This is a genomic window from Pseudomonas mohnii, from assembly GCF_900105115.1.
GTDB lineage: Bacteria > Pseudomonadota > Gammaproteobacteria > Pseudomonadales > Pseudomonadaceae > Aquipseudomonas > Aquipseudomonas mohnii.
Genome location: NZ_FNRV01000002.1, coordinates 1 through 24,206, shown reverse-complemented (window position 1 = coordinate 24,206; position 24,206 = coordinate 1). Strand labels below are relative to the sequence as shown.

Genomic DNA, 24,206 nt, shown 5'->3' with positions numbered 1-24,206 from the left:
ATGCCCCGTCGCTCGATACTCTCGGCTTCTGAGCGCGAGACTTTGCTTGCGCTGCCGGAAAGCCAGGACGATCTGATCCGCTATTACACCTTCAACGAGTCCGACCTGTCGCTGATCCGTCAGCGACGGGGTGATGCCAATCGTCTCGGCTTTGCCGTGCAACTCTGCCTGCTGCGCTACCCCGGTTACGCGCTGTCCAGCGACAGCGTGCTGCCAGATCCGGTCATTGAGTGGGTGGCACGACAGGTTCAGGCTGCGCCCGAAAGCTGGGCGAAGTACGGTGAGCGCGATGTCACCCGCCGTGAACATGCCCAGGAGTTGCGAACCTACCTGGGCTTGTTGCCGTTCGGGCTGTCAGACTTTCGCGCCCTGGTACGTGAGCTGACCAACCTTGCCCAGCAGACCGACAAAGGTTTGTTACTGGCTGGGCAGGCTCTGGAGAGTCTGCGTCAGCAACGGCGGATTTTGCCGACCCTGACGGTGATCGACCGGGCCTGCTCCGAAGCAGTGGCGCGAGCGAACCGGAGGATCTACCGTGCTTTGATCGAGCCGCTAAGCCAGCAGCATCGCAACAAACTCGACGAACTGCTGACCATCAAGACAGGCAGCAATAGTACCTGGTTGACCTGGCTACGGCAGTCACCGTTGAAACCGAATTCGCGGCACATGATGGAGCACATCGAGCGGCTGAAGATTTTTCAACTGGTGGCCCTGCCCGAAGGGCTCGACCGGCATATCCACCAGAACCGCTTGCTCAAGCTTGCCCGCGAAGGTGGGCAGATGACGCCGCAGGATCTTGGCAAGTTCGAGAACGAACGGCGCTACGCCACCTTGGTTGCCGTGGTGCTGGAAAGCACCGCGACAGTGACCGATGAACTGGTGGATCTACACGACCGCATCCTAGTCAAGCTGTTCAGCAGCGCCAAGAACAAGCATCAGCAGCAATTTCAGAAACAGGGCAAGGCGATCAACGACAAGGTTCGCTTGTACTCGAAGATAGGTCAGGCCTTGCTGGAGGCCAAAACTACCGGTGGCGATCCGTTCGCCGCCATCGAGGCGGTCATCCCCTGGGACGAATTCGCCCAGAGTGTGACCGACGCCGAGCTACTGGCCCGTCCCGAAACCTTCGACCATTTGCACCTGGTCAGCGAAAACTTCAATACTCTGCGCCGCTACACTCCAGCCTTTCTGGAGGTGCTTCAACTCCGGGCCGCACCGGCAGCTCAACGTGTGCTGGATGCCATCCAGCAGCTGCGCGAGATGAACGCAGACAACCTGCGCAAGGTGCCATCGGACGCACCAACTGCGTTCATCAAGCCGCGCTGGAAACCGCTGGTGATCACGCCGGAAGGCATTGACCGGCGTTTTTACGAAATCTGCGCCTTGTCTGAACTGAAAAACGCGCTGCGTTCCGGCGACATTTGGGTCAAGGGCTCACGGCAGTTTCGTGACTTTGAAGATTACCTGCTGCCGCCCGCGAAGTTTGCCGCGCTCAAGAAGGAACAGGCGCTGCCATTGGCGACCAATCCCAACAGCGACCAGTACCTAGAGGAGCGCTTGCAGCTGCTAGAGCAGCAACTGGCGACCGTCGCCAAGCTGGCCAAGGACAATGAACTCCCCGACGCGATCCTCACAGAGTCCGGACTGAAGATCACGCCGCTGGATGCGGCAGTACCGGTCACCGCCCAGGCGCTGATCGACAAGACCAGTCAGCTACTACCGCGCATCAAGATTACCGAGCTGCTGATGGACGTGGATGAGTGGACAGGATTCACCCGTCACTTTACCCACCTGAAGGATGGTGCTCAGGCCAAGGATCGAACGCTGTTACTGTCAGCAATCCTTGGTGACGCCATCAACATTGGGCTGACGAAAATGGCCGAGTCGAGTCCGGGTATGACCTACGCCAAGCTGTCTTGGCTGCAAGCCTGGCACATCCGTGACGAAACCTACTCGGCGGCTCTGGCTGAATTGGTCAACAATCAGTTCAACCACACCTTTGCGGCCAACTGGGGAGACGGCACCACCTCATCCTCCGATGGCCAGCGCTTCCGTGCAGGCGGTCGAGGCGAAAGCACCGGGCACGTCAACCCGAAATACGGCAACGAACCAGGGCGGCTGTTCTATACCCATATCTCCGATCAGTACGCGCCGTTCAGTACCCGAGTGGTGAATGTCGGAGTGCGGGATTCGACCTATGTGCTCGATGGTCTGCTGTATCACGAGTCGGATCTGCGGATCGAGGAGCACTACACCGACACGGCTGGCTTCACCGATCATGTCTTCGCCCTGATGCATCTGCTGGGCTTTCGTTTTGCCCCGCGCATCCGCGACCTGGGCGAAACCAAACTGTATGTCCCGCAGAGCGTACAGGACTACCCGACGCTGCGCCCAATGATCGGCGGCACGCTGAACATTAAGCACGTCCGCGCTCACTGGGACGAGATTCTGCGTCTGGCCGCGTCGATCAAACAGGGCACCGTCACTGCCTCGTTGATGCTGCGCAAGCTGGGCAGCTATCCACGTCAGAACGGCCTGGCCGTGGCCCTGCGGGAGCTGGGCCGGATCGAGCGCACGCTGTTTATCCTCGACTGGCTGCAAAGTGTCGAGTTGCGTCGTCGCGTGCACGCTGGATTGAACAAGGGCGAGGCGCGCAATGCCCTGGCCAGGGCGGTGTTCTTCAACCGCCTTGGTGAAATCAGGGATCGCAGCTTCGAACAGCAGCGCTATAGGGCCAGCGGACTGAACTTGGTGACCGCCGCTATCGTGCTGTGGAACACCGTCTACCTGGAGCGGGCAACCCAAGGGCTGACTGACGCCGGAAAGCCGGTGAATACCGATATGTATCAATATCTGTCGCCGCTGGGCTGGGAGCACATTAACCTGACCGGCGATTACGTCTGGCGGCAGAGCCGCAAGCTGGAGGAAGGGAAATTCAGGCCGTTACGACAGCTCGGAAAGCCTTAGCGTACGATTTTTTCCGAATTCTCTCGGCTCCCCTATGTAGCTGACTAAGGTAATTCGCGCTTCCGCCTGCTTATTCCACAGGCAATCCTCGTGACTCTCACTTTTCGACGTATTTAGCGCGTTTTCACACAGCCTGGGTCGATTGCAGTCTGTCGCGAGCGCCACGTGAGACTGGACCTGTGATCTAACGAAGACACATGCTCATGATATCGCCCATGGGAATCACGTTTCGGCCCACTGAGCTCCGGCCAGTCGGACTGCGCGGTGCTGTATGACTACTGAGTTAGCCGTTGGAGTACATTTACCCACTGGTTCGCCGGTGGGCACACATTTCATAGGCGAGACATAAAAAAACCGCTGCCTGTTTGAGCAGCGGTTTTTTCTTTCGGTCGGCGACCTCAGTTATCTCGAGACGCCGATGCTGCAACAGGGGTCATCCCAGCACGGTGTGTAGCGTCACAACACCGCTGGCAATGGAAGCTCCACTTAGCGTTTCCACCCCCGTCAATTCGATCACACTGTCATGAACTGCCGAGAAGGTGGCGCTGGCCGAGGTGTCTTGGACGATGTAAATATTACCCTCGAACTGGAACCAATTGAGCAGTGTATTCACGCTGCCATTCCCAGCCGTAGCGGCATCCAGGTACGCCTGGAAGGAGGCTTGCGTCGTCACTGGCGCGGAGAAACTCGTCTGCACTGAAACCTCCGCCGCGCCGCCCAACGCCCCGGCGAAGCTGATAATGTCGCCATCACCCAGCCCGGTGACTTTGGCAATTGTCGTTGCTGAGGTGGACGCAGCGGTCAGGTTGATCCGGTCGGTGCCCGCGCCAACGTCAATGGTCATCAAACCGTTGATAGCCCCCACGTTGACAATGTCGTTGCCCGCCCCGGTGCTGATCGCCCCTGAACCACTGATGACGTTCAGCGTGTCGATACCCGAGCCGCCTACGTAGTCGATAGTCCCCGCGCTGGTGAGGCCGATTGTCATGTTGCCGCTGGTTCCGCTTGCGTCGATAGTTGGCAGCACCGCAGAGCCGAAGCTGGCGGTCAGGCCTGCTGCGCCACTCACTGTCACGTATTGAATGGCCGACAAGCCCGTCGTGGAGTTTAGTGTCAATGTCTGATCGCCGTTGAGCATCAGAGAGTGAAGGCCGCCAAAGGTGTTATTGGCCAGCGTGGAAGCTGTGCCAGTGGTGGTGATGTTCAGCGTCTGATAGATGTCGGCGTCGTCCAGCGTGCCGCCGGTGAGGCCGTTGACGGAAAGGTTGAGGGTGGTGTTAGTCGGTGTGTCCAGTCCGCTGTTATCAATGATGATGTTGCCTGAACCGCCCTTAAGGGTCAGGTGGGTCAAGGCGTTGTCTACAATGTAGGCACCCGTGTAGTTGTTAATCGTGATGTCCGTGATCGTGCCCGGAGTATTGCCCCCCTGTGAGCCATCGATGATCCGCACGTCTGACTTGCTGACACCGGCGACGAGCCCGGTTGCTGTGACGGCAGCTGCATTGTCGATGATGACCGACGTGGTATCGGCGCTGCCCTGCACGTGAACGCTGCCAAGGCGGGCGGTGGTGTTGACTGCGTTTTCAGCGCCCTGGGTCACATGTACAGTGGTGCCACCGGCCACAACGATCGTACCCATCGAAATCGCTTCGGTAGCGATATGGGTGACGTCCACGGCACCTGTTGGGGTGACATCGTCGCCGATCCGAATTTGGGCGCTACTTGACCCACGGGCGTTGACGGTGACATCCGAGCCACCCTGGAACGTCAGGTCCATATTGGCCATGTTCTCCACCGTGGCATTGATCACCGTGCTGCTGCCTGCTGTCACGGAGGCGTAGCCTTGGCTGGAGGTCGTCAGGTGGGTCAGGCCGGTCCAATCGGTCGTGTCGACGTTCAGCGTGCCGCCGGTGGTGAGAGAGGCTGTCTCGACATTGGTGACGGTGATGCCTGAGGTGGATATCTGCGACGCGCCGGTCACCACCAGCGTGTCGTTGCCACCGCCGCCATTGATCGAGTCACCGGAGGAAAAGGCGCCATCCAGCGTGGAGCGAATGGTGTCAGCCGAGGCCGTGCCGTTGATAGTGTCAACGCCGGCAGTCAGGGTGAAAGTTTGGCCGCTTGGCGTTGTGGGCGTGGTTTGGGTGCCGGTCGCGATGGCCACGGCGCTGCTCAGGCTGTTGGTCGCCGCTTGCAACGAAGCGGCATCTGCGCCAACGGTTTTAAGGAACGAGCGGGCGTAATCCAGGGAGGCGCTGCCACCGTAGCCGCTGAGCTCTGCAGAGGTATCGACCTGCGCCGTAAAGGCTTTGGCGATAGTCAGCTTGTTGGTCACAGCCGTGGCGTCACTCGTCAAGGCGCCAAGCAAGATGGCCAGCGCGACTTGCGCTTGAGGTACTGCGCCGCCGTCCAGTTGCTGCTTCCAGTAGGCCAGACCTGCAGCGTCAGGTTGACGATTGAACAGGTTGACGTAGATGGCGGTGATCACCTGATCAGTGGTCAGTTGTCCATACAGCGTATCGGATTCTGCCGACGCCGAAAAGCCGCCGATGACCCCGGAGAGGCTGCCGTCTTCGGCATCCACCTGGTTGGCCCAATAGGCCAGACCGTCGGGGTCAGCCGGACGTCCGAGGTAAGCAAGGTAGATTTGTTGAATCTGATCAAAATACGCTGAAGCAGCCATCGGTAAAGACTCCATCACAACGTCGCGGAATGCTCGATTGAAAGGAAGCTTCTAGCTTAGATTCGAGAAATTTCCTACGTGAAAAATAATTTTTTTCAGACACCAGAACATGAAAACAGCTGCCATTGCGGGCAGCGTTTTTTCCATTCATCCAGCTCAGTTACAGGCAGGTCCGCTGTTACAAGGACTGAGGAAGGTCTATGGCATAGCCCAACGCCACCACATCGCTGATGACGGCTGTGTTGGTCAGATCGACCAGTACTGACAATTGGATCACGCTGTCGTGCCTTATCGCGAGGGTTGTGCTGGCCGAGGTTTCCTGGACGATGCGCGCTGCCGTCACCAAGGGTCGCCGCATCCAGGTAGGTATCCAGTATGGTTGGGCCGGTCGGTTTGCTGCCCAGGTTGGTTTTCATTGATACAACTGCCGACCCGCTAGTGCGCCGTTGGAGTTGATGAAGTCGCCACTGTCCAGCCCAGCGATGTGCGCAAAGCCGGTTTTTCTGCTGGCTATGCCCGTGGCTTCGCTGGTTTGCGCACCGAACAGAATAGTCAGCTCCGCTTGCGCCTGAGGCACGACGCCGCCGTCCAGTTGTTGCTTCCAGTGGCCAGGCCTGCGGCGTCCGGTTGACGATTGAACAGCTTGGCGTAGATCGCTAATCACCTGGTCGGTACACATCGACCCGTATAGCGACCTGGATTCCGCAGACGCTGAGAATCCACCAATGACTGTGGCGAAGCTGCCATCCGCCGCATCGATCTCGTTGGCCCAATAGGCCAGACTGGATGGATGAGCCGGACGGCCCAGGTAGGAAATATAGATTTGTAGGACCTGGTCAAGATACGCAGAAGCAGCCATCGGCTGATACTCCCTGAAATCGCGGCGGAATGCTCGATCGAAACGGCAGTGATCTCGTATTGATATTTTAATTAGCTTGCACATTGGTTTACTTTCCCGCAAATATTTTCAAGCGCTAGGATTGGCCGCTTAAAAACACTTGAAAGGTCGCCGGGGCAGCCTTGTACACTGCGTCGTCTGCACCCTTCCTTTGCGGCATTAAGGCTTTACGCACCATGGAACTGACGTTGGCACTGGATGCATTGGAAACCGTTAAGCGTGCAGCGCATTCGTCCCTGCTGTGGCAACGGCTGTGCAAATACGTCGGTGAGTTGCCAGGCGATGCGCGGGCGCAGATGGTCCAGCGCATTACGGCCCTTGAAGTCGCCCCTGGCCAGGCAGAGTGGCTGCGGTGTTCGGTGCTTGCCGATCTGACTAAAGACCCGCTCTGGTATGCCCGGCAAGGGGCGCAAGCTGACGCTAGCTGGCCAGCCGATGCCTTGATGAGCCTGCTGGGTCTGGCCTGGCACAACGCTTTAGCGCGAGCGACCGACCGCACTCAAATGATCGAGCGTCTGCGCAATGTCGATGTACTGCGCCTACAACGTCTCATCGCCGCACAACTGGCCGCACCGCAACGCCCTGCTCCCGCCAAGCCCATAGGACGCCCTGGCACCCGGCGCCTGCGCATTGCGCTCTATACCCCGCACATCGCCAGCCCCAACCACGGTGGCACGCTGTTCAGCCTTAATGTGATGAGCGTACTGGCCCAGGCATCTGTCGACTTTCATACCTTCACCGCCCAGGAAAACGCTATACCGGCGATCGGCAGCTACCTCGGCGGCAACGAATACGTGGTCCCGGTCATCGCGCAGCCGCAGACCTTGCAGCTCAAACGTGCAGGCGAGGCGCCGATCACCTTGCCCAACCCGGATTTATCGCTGCACGGGCGCTTGCAATCGGTGTCGGACGCCATCGACGCATTTGCCCCGGATGTGGTGCTGTTTGTCGGGTTTATATCGCCCCTCGTGCACAGCCTCTATGAGCGCTACCCGGTGCTAGGTCTGTCAGTGCACGCCATGCCCCCGCTGGCACCGGTCGACAGCTGGCTTTGCGCTGATCCCCATACTGATGCGGCATGCTGGCAAGGCTTGCCGGAGCCTGTTGCTTACCCCTTCACATATCGTTTCTGGCCGGTAGGGCAAGCCGCTGCGGTGCCTCTCACCTCGCTGAACCTGCCCGCTGGCGCGACTGTGCTGATTTCTGTCGGCTATCGCCTCGAAGTCGAACTAACCGCTGAGTGGCAAGCGCGCATGCTTGCGCTGGTTGATCGTCACCCCGATACGTACTGGCTGCTGGTCGGGGTGGGCGAGAACGTTGCCATGCACAGCTTGCCGCGCCATGCCAGGATCTACCGCGTCAGCCCGCAAGCCCAGGTGCAGGCTTGGCTGGCAGCGAGCGATATCTTCGTTAACCCGCCCCGGGTGGGCGGTGGCGGCGCCGTGGCAATGGCCATGGAGCAAGGTGTGGCAGTAGCGGCGTTGTGCGACGGTGATGCCGGGGACAAACTGGGACCATTTGCAGCGCAAAGCATCGATCAGTACTTTGCCACACTGGAAGACTGGATCGCCCAACCCGAGGTGCGCAGCCAGGCCGGTGCAGCGCTCAAAGAGCGTTTCTTCGAGCGCCTGGATTTTTCAAGTGCCGCCGCCGCCCAAGGCTTAATCGACGCCTGCTACGCGGCGAGTGCCTACTTCCAGCAACGTCGAGGGCTGACCTGTGAGTAACTTTTATCAGAATGCGCTGGACGATACCCGTCCGGTGGTGGTGTTCGGCAACCTGCGCTCCGCGAGCCTGGCCTGGTACTGCCTATGCCACGACACGCCGTGGCAAGTCGCAGCCTTTACCGTGGACCTGGCGTACATCACCAACCCAACGTTTGAAGGCCTGCCGCTGGTTTCCTTCGAACACCTGGAAGCGTACTACCCCCCCAGCGATTACCGTTTGCTGATTCCCATGGGCTACCAACAGATCAACGGCGTGCGTCGTGAACGTTTCGAGGCGGCAAAGCGCAGGGGCTACGATTTCGTCAGCTACGTGTCGAGCCGCGCCAGTGTCTGGCCGGACCTGGACATTGGCGAAAACGTGTTGATTTACGAACACGCGATCATCCAGCCGTTCGCGCGCATTGGTAGCAATTGCATCATCCGCAGTGGCGCGCACATTTCCCACCACTGCCAGGTTGCCGATCATGCTTTCGTGGCCGCCGAGGTCGCCATGGGCGGTGAAGGCCAGGTCGGCGAGCAGGCGTTCATCGGCGTCGGGGCCGTATTACGCGATCGCATTCGCATAGCCGAACGCACCTTCGTTGGCGCCGGGGCAGTGGTGCTCAAAGACACCGACGCCGACGGCCTGTACGTCGGCAACCCGGCGCGCAAAGCGTCCAAGACCGCGCTGCAAGCGTGCGGAGGCTGAATGCAGGTCGGCAAGCCGTACTTCATCAATCTGGCGTGCACCGGCGTGATACCGACCAAGGCCATGAACAGCCATGTGCCATTACATTATGAAGAAATCCTGGCCGATGTCGCCCAAGCCTTGGCGCTGGGAGTGCAGATGGTGCACTTGCACGCTCGTGACAATGCGGGCATACAGACTGCTGACCCCGCGCCGTACGGCCGTTTGGTGGAGGCCATTCGTGCCTTGCCGGGCGGTCGGGAATTGATCGTCGGGGTTACCACCAGCGGGCGCCAGGACGCTGGTTTCGAGTCGCGCTCGCGTGTGCTGGAACTGGACGGCTTGGCCAAACCAGACATGGCCAGCCTCACCTTGAGTTCGCTCAACTTCGCGCAGTCGGCCAGCGTCAACGCACCGGATACCATCCGCCAACTGGCAGAACGCATGGCGACAAAAGGCATCAAGCCGGAGCTTGAAGTGTTCGACGCAGGCATGGCCAATTTCGCCGCCGTGCTGCTCAAAGAAGGCCTGCTCAAGCCACCGCTGTACGTCAACGTGCTGTTGGGCAACGTCGCCGGTGCGCAAGCGGATCTTCTACAACTAGCGGCAATTCTGGCGGCCTTGCCTCACGGCTGCATCGTCGGTGTGGCCGGACTTGGCCGCTTCCAACTGGCCGCCAACGGACTGGGCCTGCTTGCCGCCGATGGCGTGCGCGTGGGGCTTGAAGACAATCTCTGGTTCGACCAGCAACGGACGGTTCTGGCCAGCAACACACGACTGATCGAGCGGGTCATCGCTCAGGCGCATCTGCTGGAGCGCCGGCTATTGTCCACAACGGCGATCAGAGATCGTTTGGGGATGACTTCATGAGCCAGGATTTTATCGTTTTTGGCGCACCTGACATCTGCGAGGAGGAGATCCTCGAAGTCATCACGACGATGCGTTCCGGATGGCTGGGCACTGGCCCCAAGGTCAAGGAATTCGAAGAGCTCTTCGCCGCGTTCAAAGGGATGGATGCCGAGCAGGCTGTGGCGGTCAATTCATGCACTGCAGCGTTGCACCTCAGCCTGCTGGCAGCGGGGGTCGGTCCGGATGACGAGGTCTTGACTACCCCACTGACCTTCTGCGCAACCGCCAACGCCATTTTGCATACCGGCGCCACCCCAGTGCTGGTGGACGTGGACCCGCAGACCATGAACATCGACCCGTCTGCCATTGCCGCGCGCATCACCCCGCGCACCAAGGCGCTGATGCCGGTGCACTTCGCCGGGCTGCCTTGCGCCATGGACGAGATCCTTGCGATCGCTCGCGACCATCGTTTAACAGTGATCGAGGACTGCGCGCATGCCGTAGAAGCCACCTATCGCGGAAGGGCTACGGGCACGCTGGGCGATTTTGGCTGTTTCAGTTTCTATGCCACCAAAAATGTCACCACCGGCGAGGGAGGCATGGTTGTGTCCCGCGACATCGCACAGGCCCAGCGCATGCGGATGTTGGCCTTGCACGGCATGACCCGCGATGCCTGGAAACGCTTCTCGGATGAAGGCTACGCGCACTACCAAGTGGTCGAGGCCGGTTTCAAATACAACATGATGGATATGCAAGCGGCGATTGGCGTTCACCAGCTTGCGCGGGTCAACGGTGGCTGGGAGCGCCGGAAAACCATCTGGAATCGCTATCGCGAAGCGTTAGCGGATTTGCCGGTTATTCTGCCCGCCGAGCCACCCGGCTACGTGCGCCACGCCTATCACCTGTTCACGTTGCAGATCGACGCCACCCACAGCCCCGTCAGCCGTGACGTCTTTATTAGGCGCATGACCGCCGTCGGGATCGGGGTCGGCGTGCACTATTTAGCCCTGCCCGCGCACCCTTACTATCAGGATCATCTGGGCTGGCGACCCGATGACACGCCCCACGCCAGCGCCATTGGCCGGAGCACCGTCAGCCTGCCGTTGAGCCCGGCATTGAGCGATGCCCAAGTGCAACGGGTCATCAATGCCGTGACGGCCATCCTATGCCAGGCCTGACCCGCACTGTGCGCCTGTTCATCACAGGCTAGGCTTACCGCCGGTCACGCCATAGCGCGGATCAAAAATGTGGCTAGCTTCGTCCGACGTCGGCATCACATAGATGGCTGCGGACGTTTGCGCTGGGCCATGAACATATCAACCTTGCAGGCCTAAGACTGATCGAAAAACCTTAGCGTACGATTTTTTCCGAATTCTGTGGGCTCCCCTTCTGGGGGCGGGTCCGTTTCCGGCTTAGCCAGCGCGGCGGGGCACCGCCTTGGATGTCACAAATCATCCGAAAATCCCCCACCCGATAACGCCATAAACCACACAGCGGGCCCATAAGGGCCTTGCCCGTGCTGCGTGGATCATCTCGCCCAACGACCCGCTCATCCATAAAGTCGAGGATGCGCTTGGCCGCCTGCTTGTCCAGTTTGCGTAACTAGGTCTTGGCCGTGTCGGTGTAATCAATCGTCCAGACCAAGGTCTTTCCTTACGTCAGCAGCCGAATGCACGGCTTCCTGACCTTTACGAACCCGTTCTAGGACTTCTGCCGCGAGGTAGTAATCCTCTATGTCGATCAGGCCATGATCGATGATTTCACGCAAGTAATACGCTTTGGTCCGTCCCGTGCTGTTCGCCAAAAAATCGAGGCGCTGCTCGGTTTCGGGTGCCCGTCGAATGGAAGTGGCCATGCCTTAGCCTCCTATGTGATATGTGTATTCATTTGTCCACACACAGACAAAATCCACCGATGTGGGCTTCGATGATGAGTGACATTTAACGAAAGCGCCGTTAGGGGTTTAAAAGTGGCTCACCTTTAGCGCCATCCTGTATCTCGACATGACCCCGTATTGGAGCCAAGGAGAGTGTATTGCCGTTGATGTGGAATTGAACCAATTGCCGACACAACGCTAATCTCATATCAATCGGCAAACACACGGCGCTAGTCGTCGACACTAGCGCACTCGCGAGTAAGAGCAGCAGCGTCCTGGACAAAGTTGACTTCGCTCAGAAAGCATCGCCCGCGGCTTCGGCCTAAATGGTGATGCCAGCCACCATGTCGACGTGCTCTATCAGGCTGTCTTTGGTCGTGCAGCAGACGCTGAGGGTAAGTCTTTCTGGGTTAATGCACTCAACAACGGAAGCACCATAACTGACATGGCAAATAGCTTTGTGACCTCGGTGGAAATGACAGGGCACAAGCTGGCGAGCACAGACTGGGACCTGCACTTCTAAGAGCCTGTTCAAAGTCTTTTGAGCAGCAGGCTCAGGAAGGCTAAGTGGATGAACTGCAGGCTGGTTAAGCAGCCGCTCGCAGTTCTTCCACAACCGTCGGTTCTTTTCCAGCCAAGCGAAGCTGCGCTCCACTAACCGCCCGATCCGCAATCCGCTTGCGTAAACGATCCATCAAAATATCGTGGTCGACCCGGTCGAAGAATTTCTCCAGATCAACATCCACCACCACTTTGCGACCCGAGGATACGTGGCGCTGAGCCGCCAGAACGGCGTCCTGCGCAGAACGTCCCGGACGAAAGCCGTAGCTGTGTTCACTGAAGGTCGGATCGAGTAATGGCTGCAAGACTTGCAGCAGCGCTTGCTGGATCAAGCGGTCGGTGACCGTTGGAATACCCACAAGATTGCGCCCATGCTGGGCGCACAAAAAAAAGAGCAGCCTCGAGGCTGCCCTTTGTCATCATGAAGACGCTGGGAATATAGATCGCTAATTATTTAGCCAAGCGTCCGTAACGGTCTTCGAAGCGAACGATATCGTCTTCACCCAGGTAAACCCCGGACTGCACTTCGATCAACTCCAATGGCACCTTGCCCGGGTTCGACAGCGAATGCTTGACCCCCAGCGGGATATACGTGGATTGGTTCTCGGAAAGGATCAATTCATTGTCACCACAGATCACTCGAGCCGTACCGGACACCACGATCCAGTGTTCGGCGCGATGGTAATGCAGCTGCAACGACAGGCACTCGCCCGGTAACACGCTGATCCGCTTGACCTGATAGCGCTCGCCCTTGTCGACCGTGTCGTAGTGGCCCCAGGGACGGTTGACCAGTGGATGGGTGACAAACTCGGCGCGCTCTTCGACCAGCAGGCGCTTGACCACATCCTTGACCTGCTGGCTGTCGTTCTTGTTGGCGACCAGCACGGCGTCCTTGGTTTCGATGACAATCAAGTCATCAAGGCCGACGGTGGCCACCAAGCGGTGATGCGATTGCACCAGGCAGTTGCGAGTATCGATGGCCATCACGTCGCCTTCGAGGCGGTTCTTGTGGGCGTCGTGCGGGCCAACGTCCCAGATCGCCGCCCAACTGCCCAGGTCGTTCCAGCCGACATCCAGCGGAACCACCAAACCGGCGTCGGTGTGTTCCATTACGGCATAGTCCACTGACTCATCGGCGCACATCACGAAATGCTCGGATTGCACATGCAGGAAGTGGCTGTCCGCTTCGGCGTGTTCCAGCGCCACGTGGCAGGTGGCCAGAATGTCCGGGCGATGCTTCTTCAGCTCGGCCAGGAACACCGAGGCGCGGAACATGAACATGCCGCTGTTCCACAGATAAGCCCCCGAAGACAGGTACTCCTCGGCCACTTCCAGCGAAGGCTTTTCCTTGAAGGCGGCAATCGCGAAACCGCCCTGATCGATGGCAGCCCCGCACTGGATGTAGCCAAAACCGGTTTCGGCGTGGGTTGGCGTGATGCCGAACGTCACCAAATGCCCTTTTTCCGCATAGGCCTGAGCTTGACATACCGAGTCACGGAATGCTTTTTCATTATGGATATGGTGGTCGGCAGCCAGCACCAAAAGGATCGGATCGCTACCGTCGGCAGTGGCTTCCAAAGCAGCCAAAGCAATGGCTGGCGCGGTGTTGCGAGCCAGCGGCTCAAGAATGATCCGGCGGCTGGTCATCTTCGCCACCCGCAGTTGCTCGGCCACGATGAAACGGTGTTGCTCATTGCTCACGATGATCGCGGGTGAATGCTCCAGCCCCTGCAGCCGAGCCAACGTCCGTTGAAACATCGTCCCCTGATCTTGCCCATCCAGAGCGAGAAATTGCTTGGGAAAGCTCTGACGCGATAGAGGCCACAAACGTGAACCATTACCGCCAGCCAGGATTACAGGGGTAAACATAGAAGCTCCAGTCTTGTGCCACGAGGGCGTAGCGAAGGGCAGACATTATCCGGGGGGTGTAATAGGGATGCAATATGGATAGCGACATGAAGGCCGGGTATGAGCACGGATGACGATGTTGCGGGCTAATGGCGGGTGAAGTGCTAAAAATGCCTGAATCTCTCAGTCATGTTAGGCTCCGCGCCCTGATTTCCAATCACCTCTACACAATGAAATCAGGTCACTGGCTGGCGAGCTATTTATGCAATTCGTTGATCGAGATCGTTGAAGAATGAAGATTGGCTTGAGCTGTACGGTCTGGGCTGCCGGCGAGCGCGCTGGACACCTGGACGGTATTGGAACTTACTCACGTGCGTTATGGGATGGCCTGGACCAGACCATCCAGAGCAGCGGTTCCGATATCCAGCTACAACCCTATGCATTCGGTCGCGACTTGCCATCGATGGCCTGCGGCACGCCCAAACAGCTGGCCGTGCGCTACCCGGTGCATGCGCTGCTGAGCGGCATCCTCAAGCTTCCATTGCCTAACTCGCGGGCGATTGCCAGGGACATCGATCTGTTCCATGCGACCGATCACCATATCCCGCGAATCCACGGTGTGCCCACGGTTGCGACCATCATGGACGTGATCCCCATGCTGCACCCCGAGTGGATCAAGAACGACCTGCGCAGCCTCAAGAGTTGGCTGTTCGCCGCCGCGATCCGCAAAGCCGACCACATCATCACCATTTCCGAATACAGCAAGCAGGACATGGTCGAGCACCTGAAGATCTCCCCCGAGCGCATCAGCGTGACGCCATTGGGCGTGGAGCCGATCTACTTCGAGCGCATCGAAGCCGAGCAACGCCGCGCTGTCCTGGATACGCATGGCCTGCAGCCCGGGTTCTTCCTGTTTGTCGGCACTCTGCAACCGCGCAAGAATCTGCTGCGGGTGCTGCAAGCCTTCCAGCAACTGCCCGACGCGGTGCGCAAGGCGCATCCGCTGGTCATTGTTGGACGTGATGGCTGGAACAATGAAGAGTTGCTGCCGCAACTGCATGCCCTGGAGCAGAAAGGCGAAGGCCGCTGGCTCAGCTACCTGCCGCAATCGGACGTCTTGACCTTGCTGCAAAGCGCTAGCGCGTTGGTGTTCGCATCGTTGTATGAAGGCTTCGGCTTGCCGGTTATCGAGGCGTTCGCGGCACAATGTCCGGTGATTGCCTCAAATAGCACCTCGGTTCCGGAGGTAAGCGGCAATGCAGCGTGGCCGGTCGACCCTTACAGTGTCGAGAGCATCAGTGCGGTCATGCAGGACGTGCTGAACCAGTCGACGCTGCGCGAAGAGAAAATCCAGCTCGGCCTGGCCCGCGCCCATCATTACAACTGGAATGAATGCGCCAGGCAGACGCTGGATGTGTATCGCAAGGTGCTGAAAGACGGCTGAAGCGTCTTCCTTAGTGCCAGCGCAGTTCGAGGCATTAACTGCTTGAAATGGCTGCGCATGCTAGTCTCCGCCCCTGATTCCCCATGACATAGTGCCCATGCGGCAATTTTCGAAATGTCATACCTATTGAAGAGTTACATGCATGCTTGAAGTGGAAAACGTCTGCAAAGAGTTCAAGCTCTACAACAGACCCTGGCACAGGCTCAAAGAAGTCGTCATGCGCCGCAGCTTCCACCGCACACACAGGGCGTTAGACAACATCTCGTTTCGTGTTGCCAGCGGAGAAACGCTGGGCATTCTTGGCCGCAATGGCGCTGGCAAGTCCACGCTCCTGAAGATGCTCAACGGTGTCCTGCTGCCTGACGCGGGCCAGATCAAGATCACGGGCAGGGTCACCGGTTTGCTGGAACTTGGCACGGGTTTCGACCCCAATCTGAGCGGCCTGCAGAACATCACCGGCAACGGCCTGCTGCTCGGCATGACTCGCCAGCAGATCGAGGAGCGCCGCCAGGCGATCGTCGAGTTCTCAGAGCTGGGTGAGTTCATCCATGAGCCGATCCGCACTTATTCCTCGGGCATGAACATGCGCCTGGCCTTCTCCATTGCCATCCATGCCAACCCGGACACCTTCCTGATCGACGAAGCGCTTTCGGTCGGTGACGGCCACTTCCAGCAGAAGTGCATGCGCCGCATCAAGGAATTCCGCGCCAACGGCGGCTCGATCATCTTCGTTTCCCACGACCTGAATGCGGTCAAGATGATTTGCGATCGCGCCATTGTCCTGAGCGAGGGCAAGATCGTTGCCGACGGCGATCCTGAAGATGCCGTCAACATCTATAACCAGTTGCTGGGTGCCGACGAAGAGGAATACAGCAAACGTGAGTTGCTGGAAGCCGGTTACGGCACGCGCCAGGCGATTCTCGAAGACGTCACCTTCTGCGGGCAGAACTCGCAAAGCTCAATACTGGCCAGTGGCGACACCGGAACCCTGGATGTGACGATCGCCGCGCAGTCCGATCTGCCGGATGTTTCGCTGGGCCTGATGATCCGGGACCGTTTCGGCCAGGACATCTTCGGCACCAACAGCCACTACCTGAACTTCCCGATCGCCCTGGTCAACGGTGAGCGCAAGCACCTGCGCTACAACTTCCCGATGCGACTGGCGCCGGGCAAATATACAATCACGCTTGCCCTGCATGACGGCGCCGATCACACCATTAACTGTTACCACTGGCGGGACAACGCCATTGGTTTCGAGGTGGCCGGTATTACCGGGACATTCTTCGCCGGCGTATGCGACCTTGCTCCGACGCTCCAGGAAATGCCATCCGAGACTTTCAACGGAACTGTAAGTAATGCTGATACCCAATAACCCGGACCTCGACTTCCAGGAACTCAACCGTCGCATCGAGGCCGAGGTCGAGCGTTATCGGCTGGGCAATAGCGAGCGCGCGCTCCCGGTGTTCAACCCTTCGCCGGCCGAACGCTATGACCGCCCGTATGGCTGGATGCAACTGATCCAGTTGGAGGACGAGGCGCTGGCCCGCGCCGCCTACCCAACCCTGATCGGTCGCAAGGCCGAAAACGCTGAATTGCAGAGCACCCTGCACAAGTTGCGTTCCGGTTGGGACAAGTTCGAGGTCCTGGCCGAGTTGCGCTACTCGCCTGAAGGCAACGCGCACAATGCTGATGTACAAGGCCTGCGCCGAGCGCGTCTGAAGAACACCATTCGCCGCATCCCGGTGGTGGGCAAACTGATTCTCAGCGCCTACGGCCTGATGCTGACCGAGGCGCGTAACCGCCACTACATCGCCCGCCTGGACCTGCTGACCCGCCAGATCAAGCAACACAACGGCGAAATGCTGAGCAACAAGGATCAGTTCCAGACTCACCTTCAGGAACTCAATACCTACTTGCAAGACCATCAAAAAGTCTTGCAGGAGCACCACGAAGAGCAAAAACACCAGGCGGAACAATTCGCACGCCTGGAAGCCGAACTGAAACAGTCCCGGACCGTGCAACAAGAGCTGCGCGCCCGCCTGCAGCAGCTGGAGCGCCAGCCGCGCCAGGTGGCTGTCGCCGCGCCGCAAGAGACTGCCGCAGCGGTACCGGCTGTTCTGCAACACCAAAGCAACATCCCGGACAGTTTTTACCTGGCCTTCGAAAACCGTTTCCGGGGCGACGCCGAAACCATCCGTGGTCGCCAGTCCTATTACCTGCCGATCCTCGATGCGATCGTGCCGCTCAACCACGGGTTGCCACTGGTGGACATCGGCTGCGGCCGGGGTGAATGGCTGCAAATGTTGCCTGAGCACTACTCGCGCATCGGCGTCGATCTGAACTCGATGAATGTCGAGGCCTGTCACGAGCAGGGTTTGAGCGCCGTGCAGCAAGACGCGCTGTTGTGGTTGGCGCAGCAGCCGGAGAACAGCCTGGCAGCGGTCACCGCGTTCCATGTGATCGAGCACCTGACGTTCGAGCAGTTCAACACCCTGCTGGATGAGTGCCAGCGCGTACTCGCTCCCGGCGGCGTGATCATCTTCGAGACACCGAACCCGGAAAACCTGGTCAGTGCCGCCACGCACTTCTACACCGACCCGACACACCTACATCCGCTGCCGCCGGCTTTCACCGAATTCCTGGTGGAATTCAAGGGCTTCGAGCAGGTACAGATCCATCGCCTGAACCCGATCCCGCGCGAATACGCACTGAATGAAGATTCTGAAGTCGCTCGCCGTTGTGATGCCTTGTTCTACGGTCCTCAGGACTATGCCGTAGTGGCCAGCAAGAGCCTGACATGACCCCAGTTCGCATCGATCAATTCGCCCCCAGCGTTGCCGCCGGGGACGGCGTTACCAACGGCCTGCTGTTCACTCGAAGCCTGCTGCGCGACCTGGGTTACGAGTCGCACATCTACAGCTTCAACATCCCCGAGCAGATGGCCGGGGAAGTGCTGCCCGCACGTACCTTTCATCCGTCCAAATGCTCGCTGCTGCTGTATCACCACTCCATGGGCCACGATCACGGCCCATGGCTACTGGACCAGCGCTGCCCCAAGGCACTGGTCTATCACAACATCACGCCGCCAGAGTTCTTCCCCGCGGGAAGCGGCCTGCGTCGCTATGCCGAAATGGGCCTGGAGCAGCTTGAGCAATGGCGTGACGAGTTCGTCCATGCCCTGGCCGACTCGCCGCTGAACCAGAGCGAACTGATTGCCGCTGGCTACCCACGCAGCAAGACCTTGCCCTTGTTGGTCGATACCCGCCGGCTGGAAGGGCCGACTGCAGAACCCGGGTTCATCGCCCGGCAAGAGAGCGACACCCGGTACTACCTGGCGGTCGGCCGCCTGGCGGAGAACAAGCGCCAGTACCTGCTGATCGAGGCGTTCTACCATCTGCTGCAGCTGCAAAAGCAGGCTGACTCCAGCCAACCGCCGCAGCGCCTGATCCTGGTCGGCGGCACCACCAGCGAAGCCTATGCCCGGGGGCTGGAGCAGTACATCTTTGATCTCGGCCTGCAGGATCAGGTCCTGCTGGTTGGCAAATGCTCCGAGCCGGAGTTGCGCTGGCTGTACCGCAATGCCCATCAATACTGGTGTGCCAGCGCCCACGAAGGCTTTTGCATGCCGTTGCTGGAGGCGAACTATGCCTCGCTTCCGGTGGTCACACAGGCACGCTCCAACATCCCCGATACCCTGGGCGAAGGTGGACTGCTGCTGGACAGCGACGATCCGATTGTCTTCGCATTGACCTGTCATTTGCTCAATACCGAGCCCGGCCTGCGGGAAACGACGATCGCTGCCGGCCTGCGTAACCTGCAGCGCTATGAGCGCGACAACCTGCGCGACGCGCTGGTGCAGTGGCTCGGTCAGCTTGAATTTTTACCGCCTTGTGATGGAGCAAAACCGGATGCCACGTCTACTACTCACAGGAGCTAACGGCTTCGTTGGCAAGATACTGACGCGCCGCCTGCAGGACGTGGGCTATCAAGTGATCGCGCTGAGCAGTAGCGAGCCCCGGGCCGACCACGGCGCCGATGAGCACCTGGTGTGCGACATCCGGGACGCGGACGCGTTAGAGCAGGCCATGGCGCAGGCCAAGCCCAGCCACGTCGTGCACCTCGCGGCTGTCTCGCATGTGCCGACCAGCTTCAAGGAGCCGCTGCGCACCTGGCAGACCAACGTCATGGGCAGCATGAACCTGCTTGAAGCGATCCGGTTGCAGGCGCCGGATGCATTCGTGCTGTTTCCCAGCTCTTCGGAAGTCTATGGCGCCGCGTTCAAATCGGGCCTGGCGCTGGATGAACTGACGCCGTGCGAGCCGCTAAACCCTTATGCGGCCAGCAAGGTGGCGGCCGAAAGCGCGTTCCGCGAATACTTCCGCCAAGGCATCAAAGGCGTGATTGCCCGCCCGTTCAACCACATCGGCGCCCAGCAGAGCCCTGACTTCGTCAGCGCTTCGTTCGCCCGGCAGATCGCCCTGATCGAAGCGGGTCAGCAAGCACCGGTGCTAAAGGTCGGCAACCTGGAAGCCACCCGGGATTTCCTCGACGTCCAGGACGTCTGCAACGCCTACATCGAGCTGCTGAAACTGGCCGACAAACCAGGCCACCCAAACTGCGTGAACATCGCCAGCGGCCGCTCGCTGCAGATCCGGCAGGTCCTCGACCTGATGCTGTCGTTGAGCAGCGCCACCATCACGGTGGAACTGGACCCTGAGCGCCTGCGCCCTTCCGATATTCCGGTCGCACTCGGCAACAGCACACGCCTCATGCAATGCACCGGCTGGACACCAAGCATCCCGCTGGAGCAGACCCTGAAGGAATTGCTGGACTACTGGCGCGAGCAGGTCAAACACACCGATTAAGCACAAGCTCGCTTCTGCCCCTGCCCTAATGGGCCTTGCACCGGTCGAATTCAGGTTTGACCAGCTCGATCAGGTGACGGGTGTACAGGGTTCGGGCGGCGGCGTTGAGGTGGTAGTTGGTGTCAAAGAAGCGGTCCATCGGATACAGCGTATCCAGCGGCGAGCCAACATAGTTCAACCCGTGTAAACGTGCCTGTTCCGGCAGAGAAGTGTAGTAACGGCGCTCTTTGCCCTGGTGGTAATCCGCCCGATCGAGCATCGGTGGCGGCACGAACACGGCACATCCACCGGCCGCCGTCACCTCATCGGCCAGCGCCTTCCAACTGGCCCAGTTGGCGTTCCAGGCGTGGGCCTGCGCGCCATAACGCTCAACCCCTGAACGCTCAACCAATTCATGCATCCAGACTTCCTGCTGACTGGATTGGGTGTTGATCTGATCGCCGTGTTGGTCGAGGTTCTGGGGGCCGTACAACCCGCTCACCTTGAAACCCGATGGCAAGCCCCGGTAGCCATCGACGGCGCGTAAAACCGGCGTCAGCCAGAACACCTGGGCCAGCTGCACCAGGTTCACATCCAGGCGCCGAAATCCCGGGTGCCCCCACCAGTAATCGATGAAGGACATGTTGATCGAATAGCGACCATGGAACATCGGGTATTCCACCGGCAGTACAACCCAGTCGCCGGGCTTGATGGCCTGTCGGGCGTAGCTCTGGATGTAGGGCGGCAGGATCCCGGCATTGACGCCCAAGTTGACCACCGGACGGCCCAGGGCCTCGGCCACGGCCTTGGAGTCCACGCCGAACATCGCCGCGGAGCCTGCGACCACCAGCACCTTGGGTTGTTGGATCGTGTTCGCCTGGGCCAATTTGTACTCGTAGGCCTTTTCGACCCAATGCGTGCTGGGTACAGGGCGCCCGAGCTGTCCGGCCAACATCAACAGCCACAGCCCGCCCACCAGCGCCAAGCCAAGCAAGGCGCCCCGTAGAAAACCACGAGATGACGTCTCCGATTTCATGGCCACCTCAGAAGTTGAAATACAGGAAGGCGCGATCCGGTGCACCGGCCAGCGCCTTGAGCACCATGAATAAACCGACGGTCACCAGCAGGCCGCGGCCAAATGCACCCAACGTCAGGCACAAACGGCGGCTGCCCGGCAAGGTCAGGACCATCGCCAGCAGCGCCACACAGACCCAGGGCAAGCTCTTGTCGATGTGCATGCTGGCCACTTCCCGAAGCAGTACCAAGGGCTCGAAAGTCCAGGTCCAGCGCCAGTCGGCCAGCCCTTTGAAGATGTGCAGGCTGGTGGTCAGCGAGTCGGCACGGAACGGAATCCAGGCCAACATCACCACCAACAAGGTCAACGGCACTGCGACAACCCGCGGCAGCCGCCAGCGGCTCAGGTGCCGCCAATAGTGGTTGATGACCAACAACAGGCCATGCAGGCCGCCCCACAAAATAAACTGCCACCCCGCGCCATGCCAAAGTCCGCCTAACAGCATGGTGATCATCAAGTTGCTGTTGGCCATCAGGCGCCCACGCCGATTGCCGCCCAGCGTGATGTACAGATAGTCACGCAGGAAATGCGACAACGTGATGTGCCAGCGGCGCCAGAACTCGATGATCGAAGCGCTCTTATAAGGAGAGCGGAAGTTCGCCGGCAGCTTGATGCCGAACATCAGGCCCAAGCCAATGGCCATGTCCGCATAGCCGGAGAAATCGAAATACAGTTGAAGGCCATAACTCAACCCGGCCAGCAGCACACTCGGCCCCGGCAACGCGTCCCCTGCCTGGGCGTGATCGAACAGCGCGGCGACGCCTGGTGCCAGCGGATCAGCCAGCAACACCTTCTTCATCAGACCCACGGTGAGCAGCGAAATACCCAGCTGCCAGGTCAGTGGTCGATTGAACCAGCCTGCGGCTATCTGCGGAAAAAGGGTACGGGCATGAACAATGGGGCCGGCGATCAGTTGCGGGAAAAAACACACGAAGAAGCTGTACTCGAGCATCGTGCCCGTGTCCGGCAGACGGCGGCGGTACAGGTCCATATGCCAGGCAATTTTCTGGAACGTAAAAAAGGAAATGCCGAGCGGCAAAATGATGTGCCAGCTGGCGGAGGACGGCAAAAAAGAGAAAAAGAACCCCGCGTACTTGAAGTACGCAAGCACCGACAGGTTGAACACCACCGCCACGACCAACCAAAGCTTGCGGCGGGTTTTCACCTGCTGCAGTCCCAGCAGGTAATTGACGACAATCAGCCCCAGTAACAGCCCCAGGTAGCGCCAGCTCCACATGCCATAAAACACCAACGAGGAAATGACCAACATTGCCAATGCCGGCTGCTCGAGACGAAAACGCCGCAACAGCAGAAACAGACCGTAAACCGCCGGAAAAAACAGCAGCAGGAATGCATACGAACTGAAGATCATTAGGACTACTTGGTGAGGTACTGGCAGGCACAGCGAGCAAGGCGCCCGCTGCAGTTATCGAAGAACTTCCCGTTACAGGAAGTCGCGTATATCGCGCTCTAGGCGCCGACCGACCCAGATCGAAACGGTCAACAACCCCAACGAGAAGAGCGTCAACACACCGATTGCAAACAGGTTGGGCATTTGCCCGGTGATGAGTGCTGCCCGGTACGCGAGCACCAGGTGGTAGAACGGGTTAAGCGCCACCAGATGCTGGATGAAACCAGGCAGGATATTGGCGACATACACAATCGGCGTCAGCCAGAACCAGAACTGGACGACCACACCGACCACTTCCTTGATGTCACGCATGAACACCGAGAGGATCGCGCAGGTGATGCCCAACGCGTAGGCCAGCAATTGCTGGCACAGGAAAATCGGGATCCACCACAGTAAACTCCAGGTGAAGTTAAAGCCGATGGCGATCAAGAAAATCATGAAGAAACCGGTGGCGATCAGGTAATGCACGGTTTCGCTCAGCACTACATATAAAGGCAGCGACCACAGCGACATCCGTACTTTGCCGATCAGGTGGGCTTTTTCGTGAAAGACCTGAGTGATACGCGTCAGCGTGGCAGAGAAGCAGTTCCAGGCCAGCAGACCACTGACCAGATAGACGCTATAACCCCAAGGCCCCAGGTCCTGGCCCAACCCGCCCAGGCGCATGCCCATGATGCTGGAAAACACCAGGGTAAAAATAAGGATGTTGATCAGCGGCAGGATGAAGGTCCAGGCCGCGCCGAGCATGGAAGCAGAGTGCCTGTCGATCAGATCCTGGCGAGTGAAGTTGAGAATCAGGTTCCAGTTCATCAAGCCATCCGGTACAGAAGAAAGGGCCAGAGGATACGCACTCTCCGGCTATAAAAAAACCCGCCTTTTAAGGGGCGGGTTTTTTCACTTAGTCATAGACCCGAGGGCCGTGACTGAAGCAACTATTTAGCTAATTGCGATTAGGCAACAGCTACGTGGTTGCTCACGATAACACCGTTAGCGAAGCTAACGTCGGACAGGGAAGTAACGCCAGCCAGCTGAATCACAGCGATATTGTCTTCAGCACCAGCGGCAGTTACATGACCAACAGCGTTAGTTTCGATTACAGCACTAACAACCTTGGTGGTAGCGTCTTGGATGAAGAACACTTCTTTGACGCCAGTGTTGGTGCCAGTGAAGAAACCATCAGCTTCAACTTTAACGTTGTTGTTGAAGGTGAAACCTTCGCCAACATAGATCGCGTCACCTTTGTTGAACTGCTGGATGGAGAAATCATCCGTGGCTTTGACGCCGTCAGCAAAATGGAACACGTCAGAGATCTTGTTATCAGTAGCAGCAACTACGTTGGCGCTCAGGTCTTTAACG

The 24,206-nt window shown here is 59.0% G+C and carries 19 protein-coding genes and 3 pseudogenes; 11 read left to right on the top strand and 11 right to left on the bottom strand.

The window, feature by feature from the left end; translation table 11 throughout:
* Nucleotides 1-2,967 (top strand): Tn3 family transposase, encoded by a 2,967-nt coding sequence (locus BLV61_RS30175; RefSeq protein WP_065990646.1) that lies wholly within the window; start codon nucleotides 1-3, stop codon nucleotides 2,965-2,967.
* A gap of 433 nt (nucleotides 2,968-3,400) precedes the next feature.
* Here the strand turns inward: BLV61_RS30175 and BLV61_RS30170 are convergent, their stop codons facing one another.
* Both BLV61_RS30170 and BLV61_RS30160 read right to left on the bottom strand, forming a co-directional pair.
* The gene (locus BLV61_RS30170; protein WP_167361853.1) at nucleotides 3,401-5,650 is read right to left on the bottom strand and encodes a DUF4214 domain-containing protein; all 2,250 of its coding nucleotides are present in this window, start codon (nucleotides 5,648-5,650) and stop codon (nucleotides 3,401-3,403) included.
* A 412-nt stretch (nucleotides 5,651-6,062) separates the two neighbouring features.
* Nucleotides 6,063-6,509 carry a hypothetical protein gene (locus tag BLV61_RS30160; protein WP_090470147.1) on the bottom strand — a complete coding sequence of 149 codons (447 nt, stop codon included), beginning with the start codon at nucleotides 6,507-6,509 and terminating at the stop codon, nucleotides 6,063-6,065.
* 215 nt (nucleotides 6,510-6,724) lie between these two features.
* On the opposite strand from BLV61_RS30160, the gene BLV61_RS30155 reads away from it, so the two are divergent.
* Genes BLV61_RS30155 through BLV61_RS30140 form a run of 4 tightly spaced genes read left to right on the top strand, consistent with a single transcriptional unit; the run spans nucleotide 6,725 to nucleotide 10,969 of the window.
* On the top strand, nucleotides 6,725-8,275 hold the full coding sequence (locus BLV61_RS30155) for a glycosyltransferase family protein (protein ID WP_090470145.1): 1,551 nt from the start codon (nucleotides 6,725-6,727) through the stop codon (nucleotides 8,273-8,275).
* A complete protein-coding gene (locus BLV61_RS30150) occupies nucleotides 8,268-8,963 on the top strand; it encodes an acetyltransferase (protein WP_090470142.1) in 696 nt (231 codons plus the stop codon). The genes BLV61_RS30155 and BLV61_RS30150 overlap by 8 nt, the downstream gene beginning before the upstream one ends.
* Nucleotides 8,964-9,812, top strand: a complete 849-nt coding sequence (locus tag BLV61_RS30145; RefSeq protein WP_090470139.1) for a beta-keto acid cleavage family enzyme — start codon at nucleotides 8,964-8,966, stop codon at nucleotides 9,810-9,812.
* Nucleotides 9,809-10,969: a DegT/DnrJ/EryC1/StrS family aminotransferase gene (locus tag BLV61_RS30140; RefSeq protein ID WP_090470137.1), complete on the top strand. Its 1,161-nt coding sequence runs from the start codon at nucleotides 9,809-9,811 to the stop codon at nucleotides 10,967-10,969. Before BLV61_RS30145 ends, BLV61_RS30140 begins: the two co-directional genes overlap by 4 nt.
* 21 nt (nucleotides 10,970-10,990) lie before the next feature.
* Here BLV61_RS30140 and BLV61_RS31975 read toward each other — a convergent pair.
* Together BLV61_RS31975 and relB are read right to left on the bottom strand one after the other, a co-directional pair.
* Nucleotides 10,991-11,080, bottom strand: a pseudogene (locus BLV61_RS31975) (NAD(P)-dependent oxidoreductase); the annotation flags it as partial.
* A 338-nt stretch (nucleotides 11,081-11,418) separates the two neighbouring features.
* A complete protein-coding gene (relB, locus tag BLV61_RS30130; protein WP_090470133.1) occupies nucleotides 11,419-11,646 on the bottom strand; it encodes a type II toxin-antitoxin system RelB family antitoxin in 228 nt (75 codons plus the stop codon).
* 325 nt (nucleotides 11,647-11,971) lie between these two features.
* Here relB and BLV61_RS32275 point away from each other — a divergent pair, with 325 nt between their 5' ends.
* Nucleotides 11,972-12,190: a DUF4214 domain-containing protein gene (locus tag BLV61_RS32275; RefSeq protein ID WP_090470130.1), complete on the top strand. Its 219-nt coding sequence runs from the start codon at nucleotides 11,972-11,974 to the stop codon at nucleotides 12,188-12,190.
* Between the two features lie 8 nt (nucleotides 12,191-12,198).
* Here BLV61_RS32275 and BLV61_RS31970 read toward each other — a convergent pair.
* The 3 genes and pseudogenes from BLV61_RS31970 to BLV61_RS30115 form a co-directional block, all read right to left on the bottom strand.
* A pseudogene (locus BLV61_RS31970) lies at nucleotides 12,199-12,325 on the bottom strand (IS5/IS1182 family transposase); the annotation flags it as partial.
* A pseudogene (locus tag BLV61_RS30120) lies at nucleotides 12,324-12,587 on the bottom strand (reverse transcriptase domain-containing protein); the annotation flags it as partial. The pseudogenes BLV61_RS31970 and BLV61_RS30120, both read right to left, overlap by 2 nt.
* Before the next feature lie 91 nt (nucleotides 12,588-12,678).
* Nucleotides 12,679-14,097, bottom strand: a complete 1,419-nt coding sequence (locus tag BLV61_RS30115; RefSeq protein ID WP_090470127.1) for a mannose-1-phosphate guanylyltransferase/mannose-6-phosphate isomerase — start codon at nucleotides 14,095-14,097, stop codon at nucleotides 12,679-12,681.
* A gap of 271 nt (nucleotides 14,098-14,368) precedes the next feature.
* Here BLV61_RS30115 and BLV61_RS30110 point away from each other — a divergent pair, with 271 nt between their 5' ends.
* From BLV61_RS30110 to BLV61_RS30090, 5 genes are all read left to right on the top strand, one after another.
* The gene (locus tag BLV61_RS30110; protein WP_090470125.1) at nucleotides 14,369-15,520 is read left to right on the top strand and encodes a glycosyltransferase family 4 protein; all 1,152 of its coding nucleotides are present in this window, start codon (nucleotides 14,369-14,371) and stop codon (nucleotides 15,518-15,520) included.
* A gap of 142 nt (nucleotides 15,521-15,662) precedes the next feature.
* Nucleotides 15,663-16,892 carry an ABC transporter ATP-binding protein gene (locus BLV61_RS30105; RefSeq protein WP_090470122.1) on the top strand — a complete coding sequence of 410 codons (1,230 nt, stop codon included), beginning with the start codon at nucleotides 15,663-15,665 and terminating at the stop codon, nucleotides 16,890-16,892.
* Entirely contained in the window at nucleotides 16,876-18,321 is a 1,446-nt protein-coding gene (locus BLV61_RS30100; RefSeq protein WP_090470119.1) for a class I SAM-dependent methyltransferase, read from the top strand. The genes BLV61_RS30105 and BLV61_RS30100 overlap by 17 nt, the downstream gene beginning before the upstream one ends.
* A complete protein-coding gene (locus BLV61_RS30095; RefSeq protein ID WP_090470117.1) occupies nucleotides 18,318-19,457 on the top strand; it encodes a glycosyltransferase in 1,140 nt (379 codons plus the stop codon). The genes BLV61_RS30100 and BLV61_RS30095 overlap by 4 nt, the downstream gene beginning before the upstream one ends.
* Nucleotides 19,429-20,385, top strand: coding sequence for a GDP-mannose 4,6-dehydratase (locus BLV61_RS30090; RefSeq protein WP_090470114.1), 957 nt, complete (start codon nucleotides 19,429-19,431; stop codon nucleotides 20,383-20,385). Before BLV61_RS30095 ends, BLV61_RS30090 begins: the two co-directional genes overlap by 29 nt.
* Nucleotides 20,386-20,410: 25 nt before the next feature.
* On the opposite strand, the gene BLV61_RS30085 is transcribed toward BLV61_RS30090, so the two are convergent.
* The 4 genes from BLV61_RS30085 to BLV61_RS31390 form a co-directional block, all read right to left on the bottom strand.
* Nucleotides 20,411-21,400 (bottom strand): hypothetical protein, encoded by a 990-nt coding sequence (locus BLV61_RS30085; RefSeq protein WP_244160009.1) that lies wholly within the window; start codon nucleotides 21,398-21,400, stop codon nucleotides 20,411-20,413.
* Between the two features lie 7 nt (nucleotides 21,401-21,407).
* Nucleotides 21,408-22,811, bottom strand: a complete 1,404-nt coding sequence (locus BLV61_RS30080; RefSeq protein ID WP_090470106.1) for an MBOAT family O-acyltransferase — start codon at nucleotides 22,809-22,811, stop codon at nucleotides 21,408-21,410.
* 72 nt (nucleotides 22,812-22,883) lie between these two features.
* Nucleotides 22,884-23,660 (bottom strand): ABC transporter permease, encoded by a 777-nt coding sequence (locus tag BLV61_RS30075; protein ID WP_047539404.1) that lies wholly within the window; start codon nucleotides 23,658-23,660, stop codon nucleotides 22,884-22,886.
* Nucleotides 23,661-23,800: 140 nt separating this feature from the next.
* Nucleotides 23,801-24,206: hypothetical protein (locus BLV61_RS31390; protein WP_167361851.1), on the bottom strand; the 406-nt coding region annotated here is incomplete at its 5' end.

Excerpts from the sequence above, each read along its gene's own strand:
- BLV61_RS30100 (WP_090470119.1), top strand. The coding sequence starts at position 16,876 with ATGCTGATACCCAATAACCCGGACCTCGACTTCCAGGAACTCAACCGT.
- BLV61_RS30160 (WP_090470147.1), bottom strand. The coding sequence starts at position 6,509 with ATGGCTGCTTCTGCGTATCTTGACCAGGTCCTACAAATCTATATTTCC.
- BLV61_RS30095 (WP_090470117.1), top strand. The coding sequence starts at position 18,318 with ATGACCCCAGTTCGCATCGATCAATTCGCCCCCAGCGTTGCCGCCGGG.
- BLV61_RS30085 (WP_244160009.1), bottom strand. The coding sequence starts at position 21,400 with ATGAAATCGGAGACGTCATCTCGTGGTTTTCTACGGGGCGCCTTGCTT.
- BLV61_RS30145 (WP_090470139.1), top strand. The coding sequence starts at position 8,964 with ATGCAGGTCGGCAAGCCGTACTTCATCAATCTGGCGTGCACCGGCGTG.
- BLV61_RS30170 (WP_167361853.1), bottom strand. The coding sequence starts at position 5,650 with ATGGCTGCTTCAGCGTATTTTGATCAGATTCAACAAATCTACCTTGCT.
- BLV61_RS30110 (WP_090470125.1), top strand. The coding sequence starts at position 14,369 with ATGAAGATTGGCTTGAGCTGTACGGTCTGGGCTGCCGGCGAGCGCGCT.
- BLV61_RS30075 (WP_047539404.1), bottom strand. The coding sequence starts at position 23,660 with ATGAACTGGAACCTGATTCTCAACTTCACTCGCCAGGATCTGATCGAC.
- BLV61_RS30090 (WP_090470114.1), top strand. The coding sequence starts at position 19,429 with ATGCCACGTCTACTACTCACAGGAGCTAACGGCTTCGTTGGCAAGATA.
- BLV61_RS30080 (WP_090470106.1), bottom strand. The coding sequence starts at position 22,811 with ATGATCTTCAGTTCGTATGCATTCCTGCTGCTGTTTTTTCCGGCGGTT.
- relB (WP_090470133.1), bottom strand. The coding sequence starts at position 11,646 with ATGGCCACTTCCATTCGACGGGCACCCGAAACCGAGCAGCGCCTCGAT.
- BLV61_RS30140 (WP_090470137.1), top strand. The coding sequence starts at position 9,809 with ATGAGCCAGGATTTTATCGTTTTTGGCGCACCTGACATCTGCGAGGAG.
- BLV61_RS30175 (WP_065990646.1), top strand. The coding sequence starts at position 1 with ATGCCCCGTCGCTCGATACTCTCGGCTTCTGAGCGCGAGACTTTGCTT.
- BLV61_RS30105 (WP_090470122.1), top strand. The coding sequence starts at position 15,663 with ATGCTTGAAGTGGAAAACGTCTGCAAAGAGTTCAAGCTCTACAACAGA.
- BLV61_RS30115 (WP_090470127.1), bottom strand. The coding sequence starts at position 14,097 with ATGTTTACCCCTGTAATCCTGGCTGGCGGTAATGGTTCACGTTTGTGG.
- BLV61_RS30155 (WP_090470145.1), top strand. The coding sequence starts at position 6,725 with ATGGAACTGACGTTGGCACTGGATGCATTGGAAACCGTTAAGCGTGCA.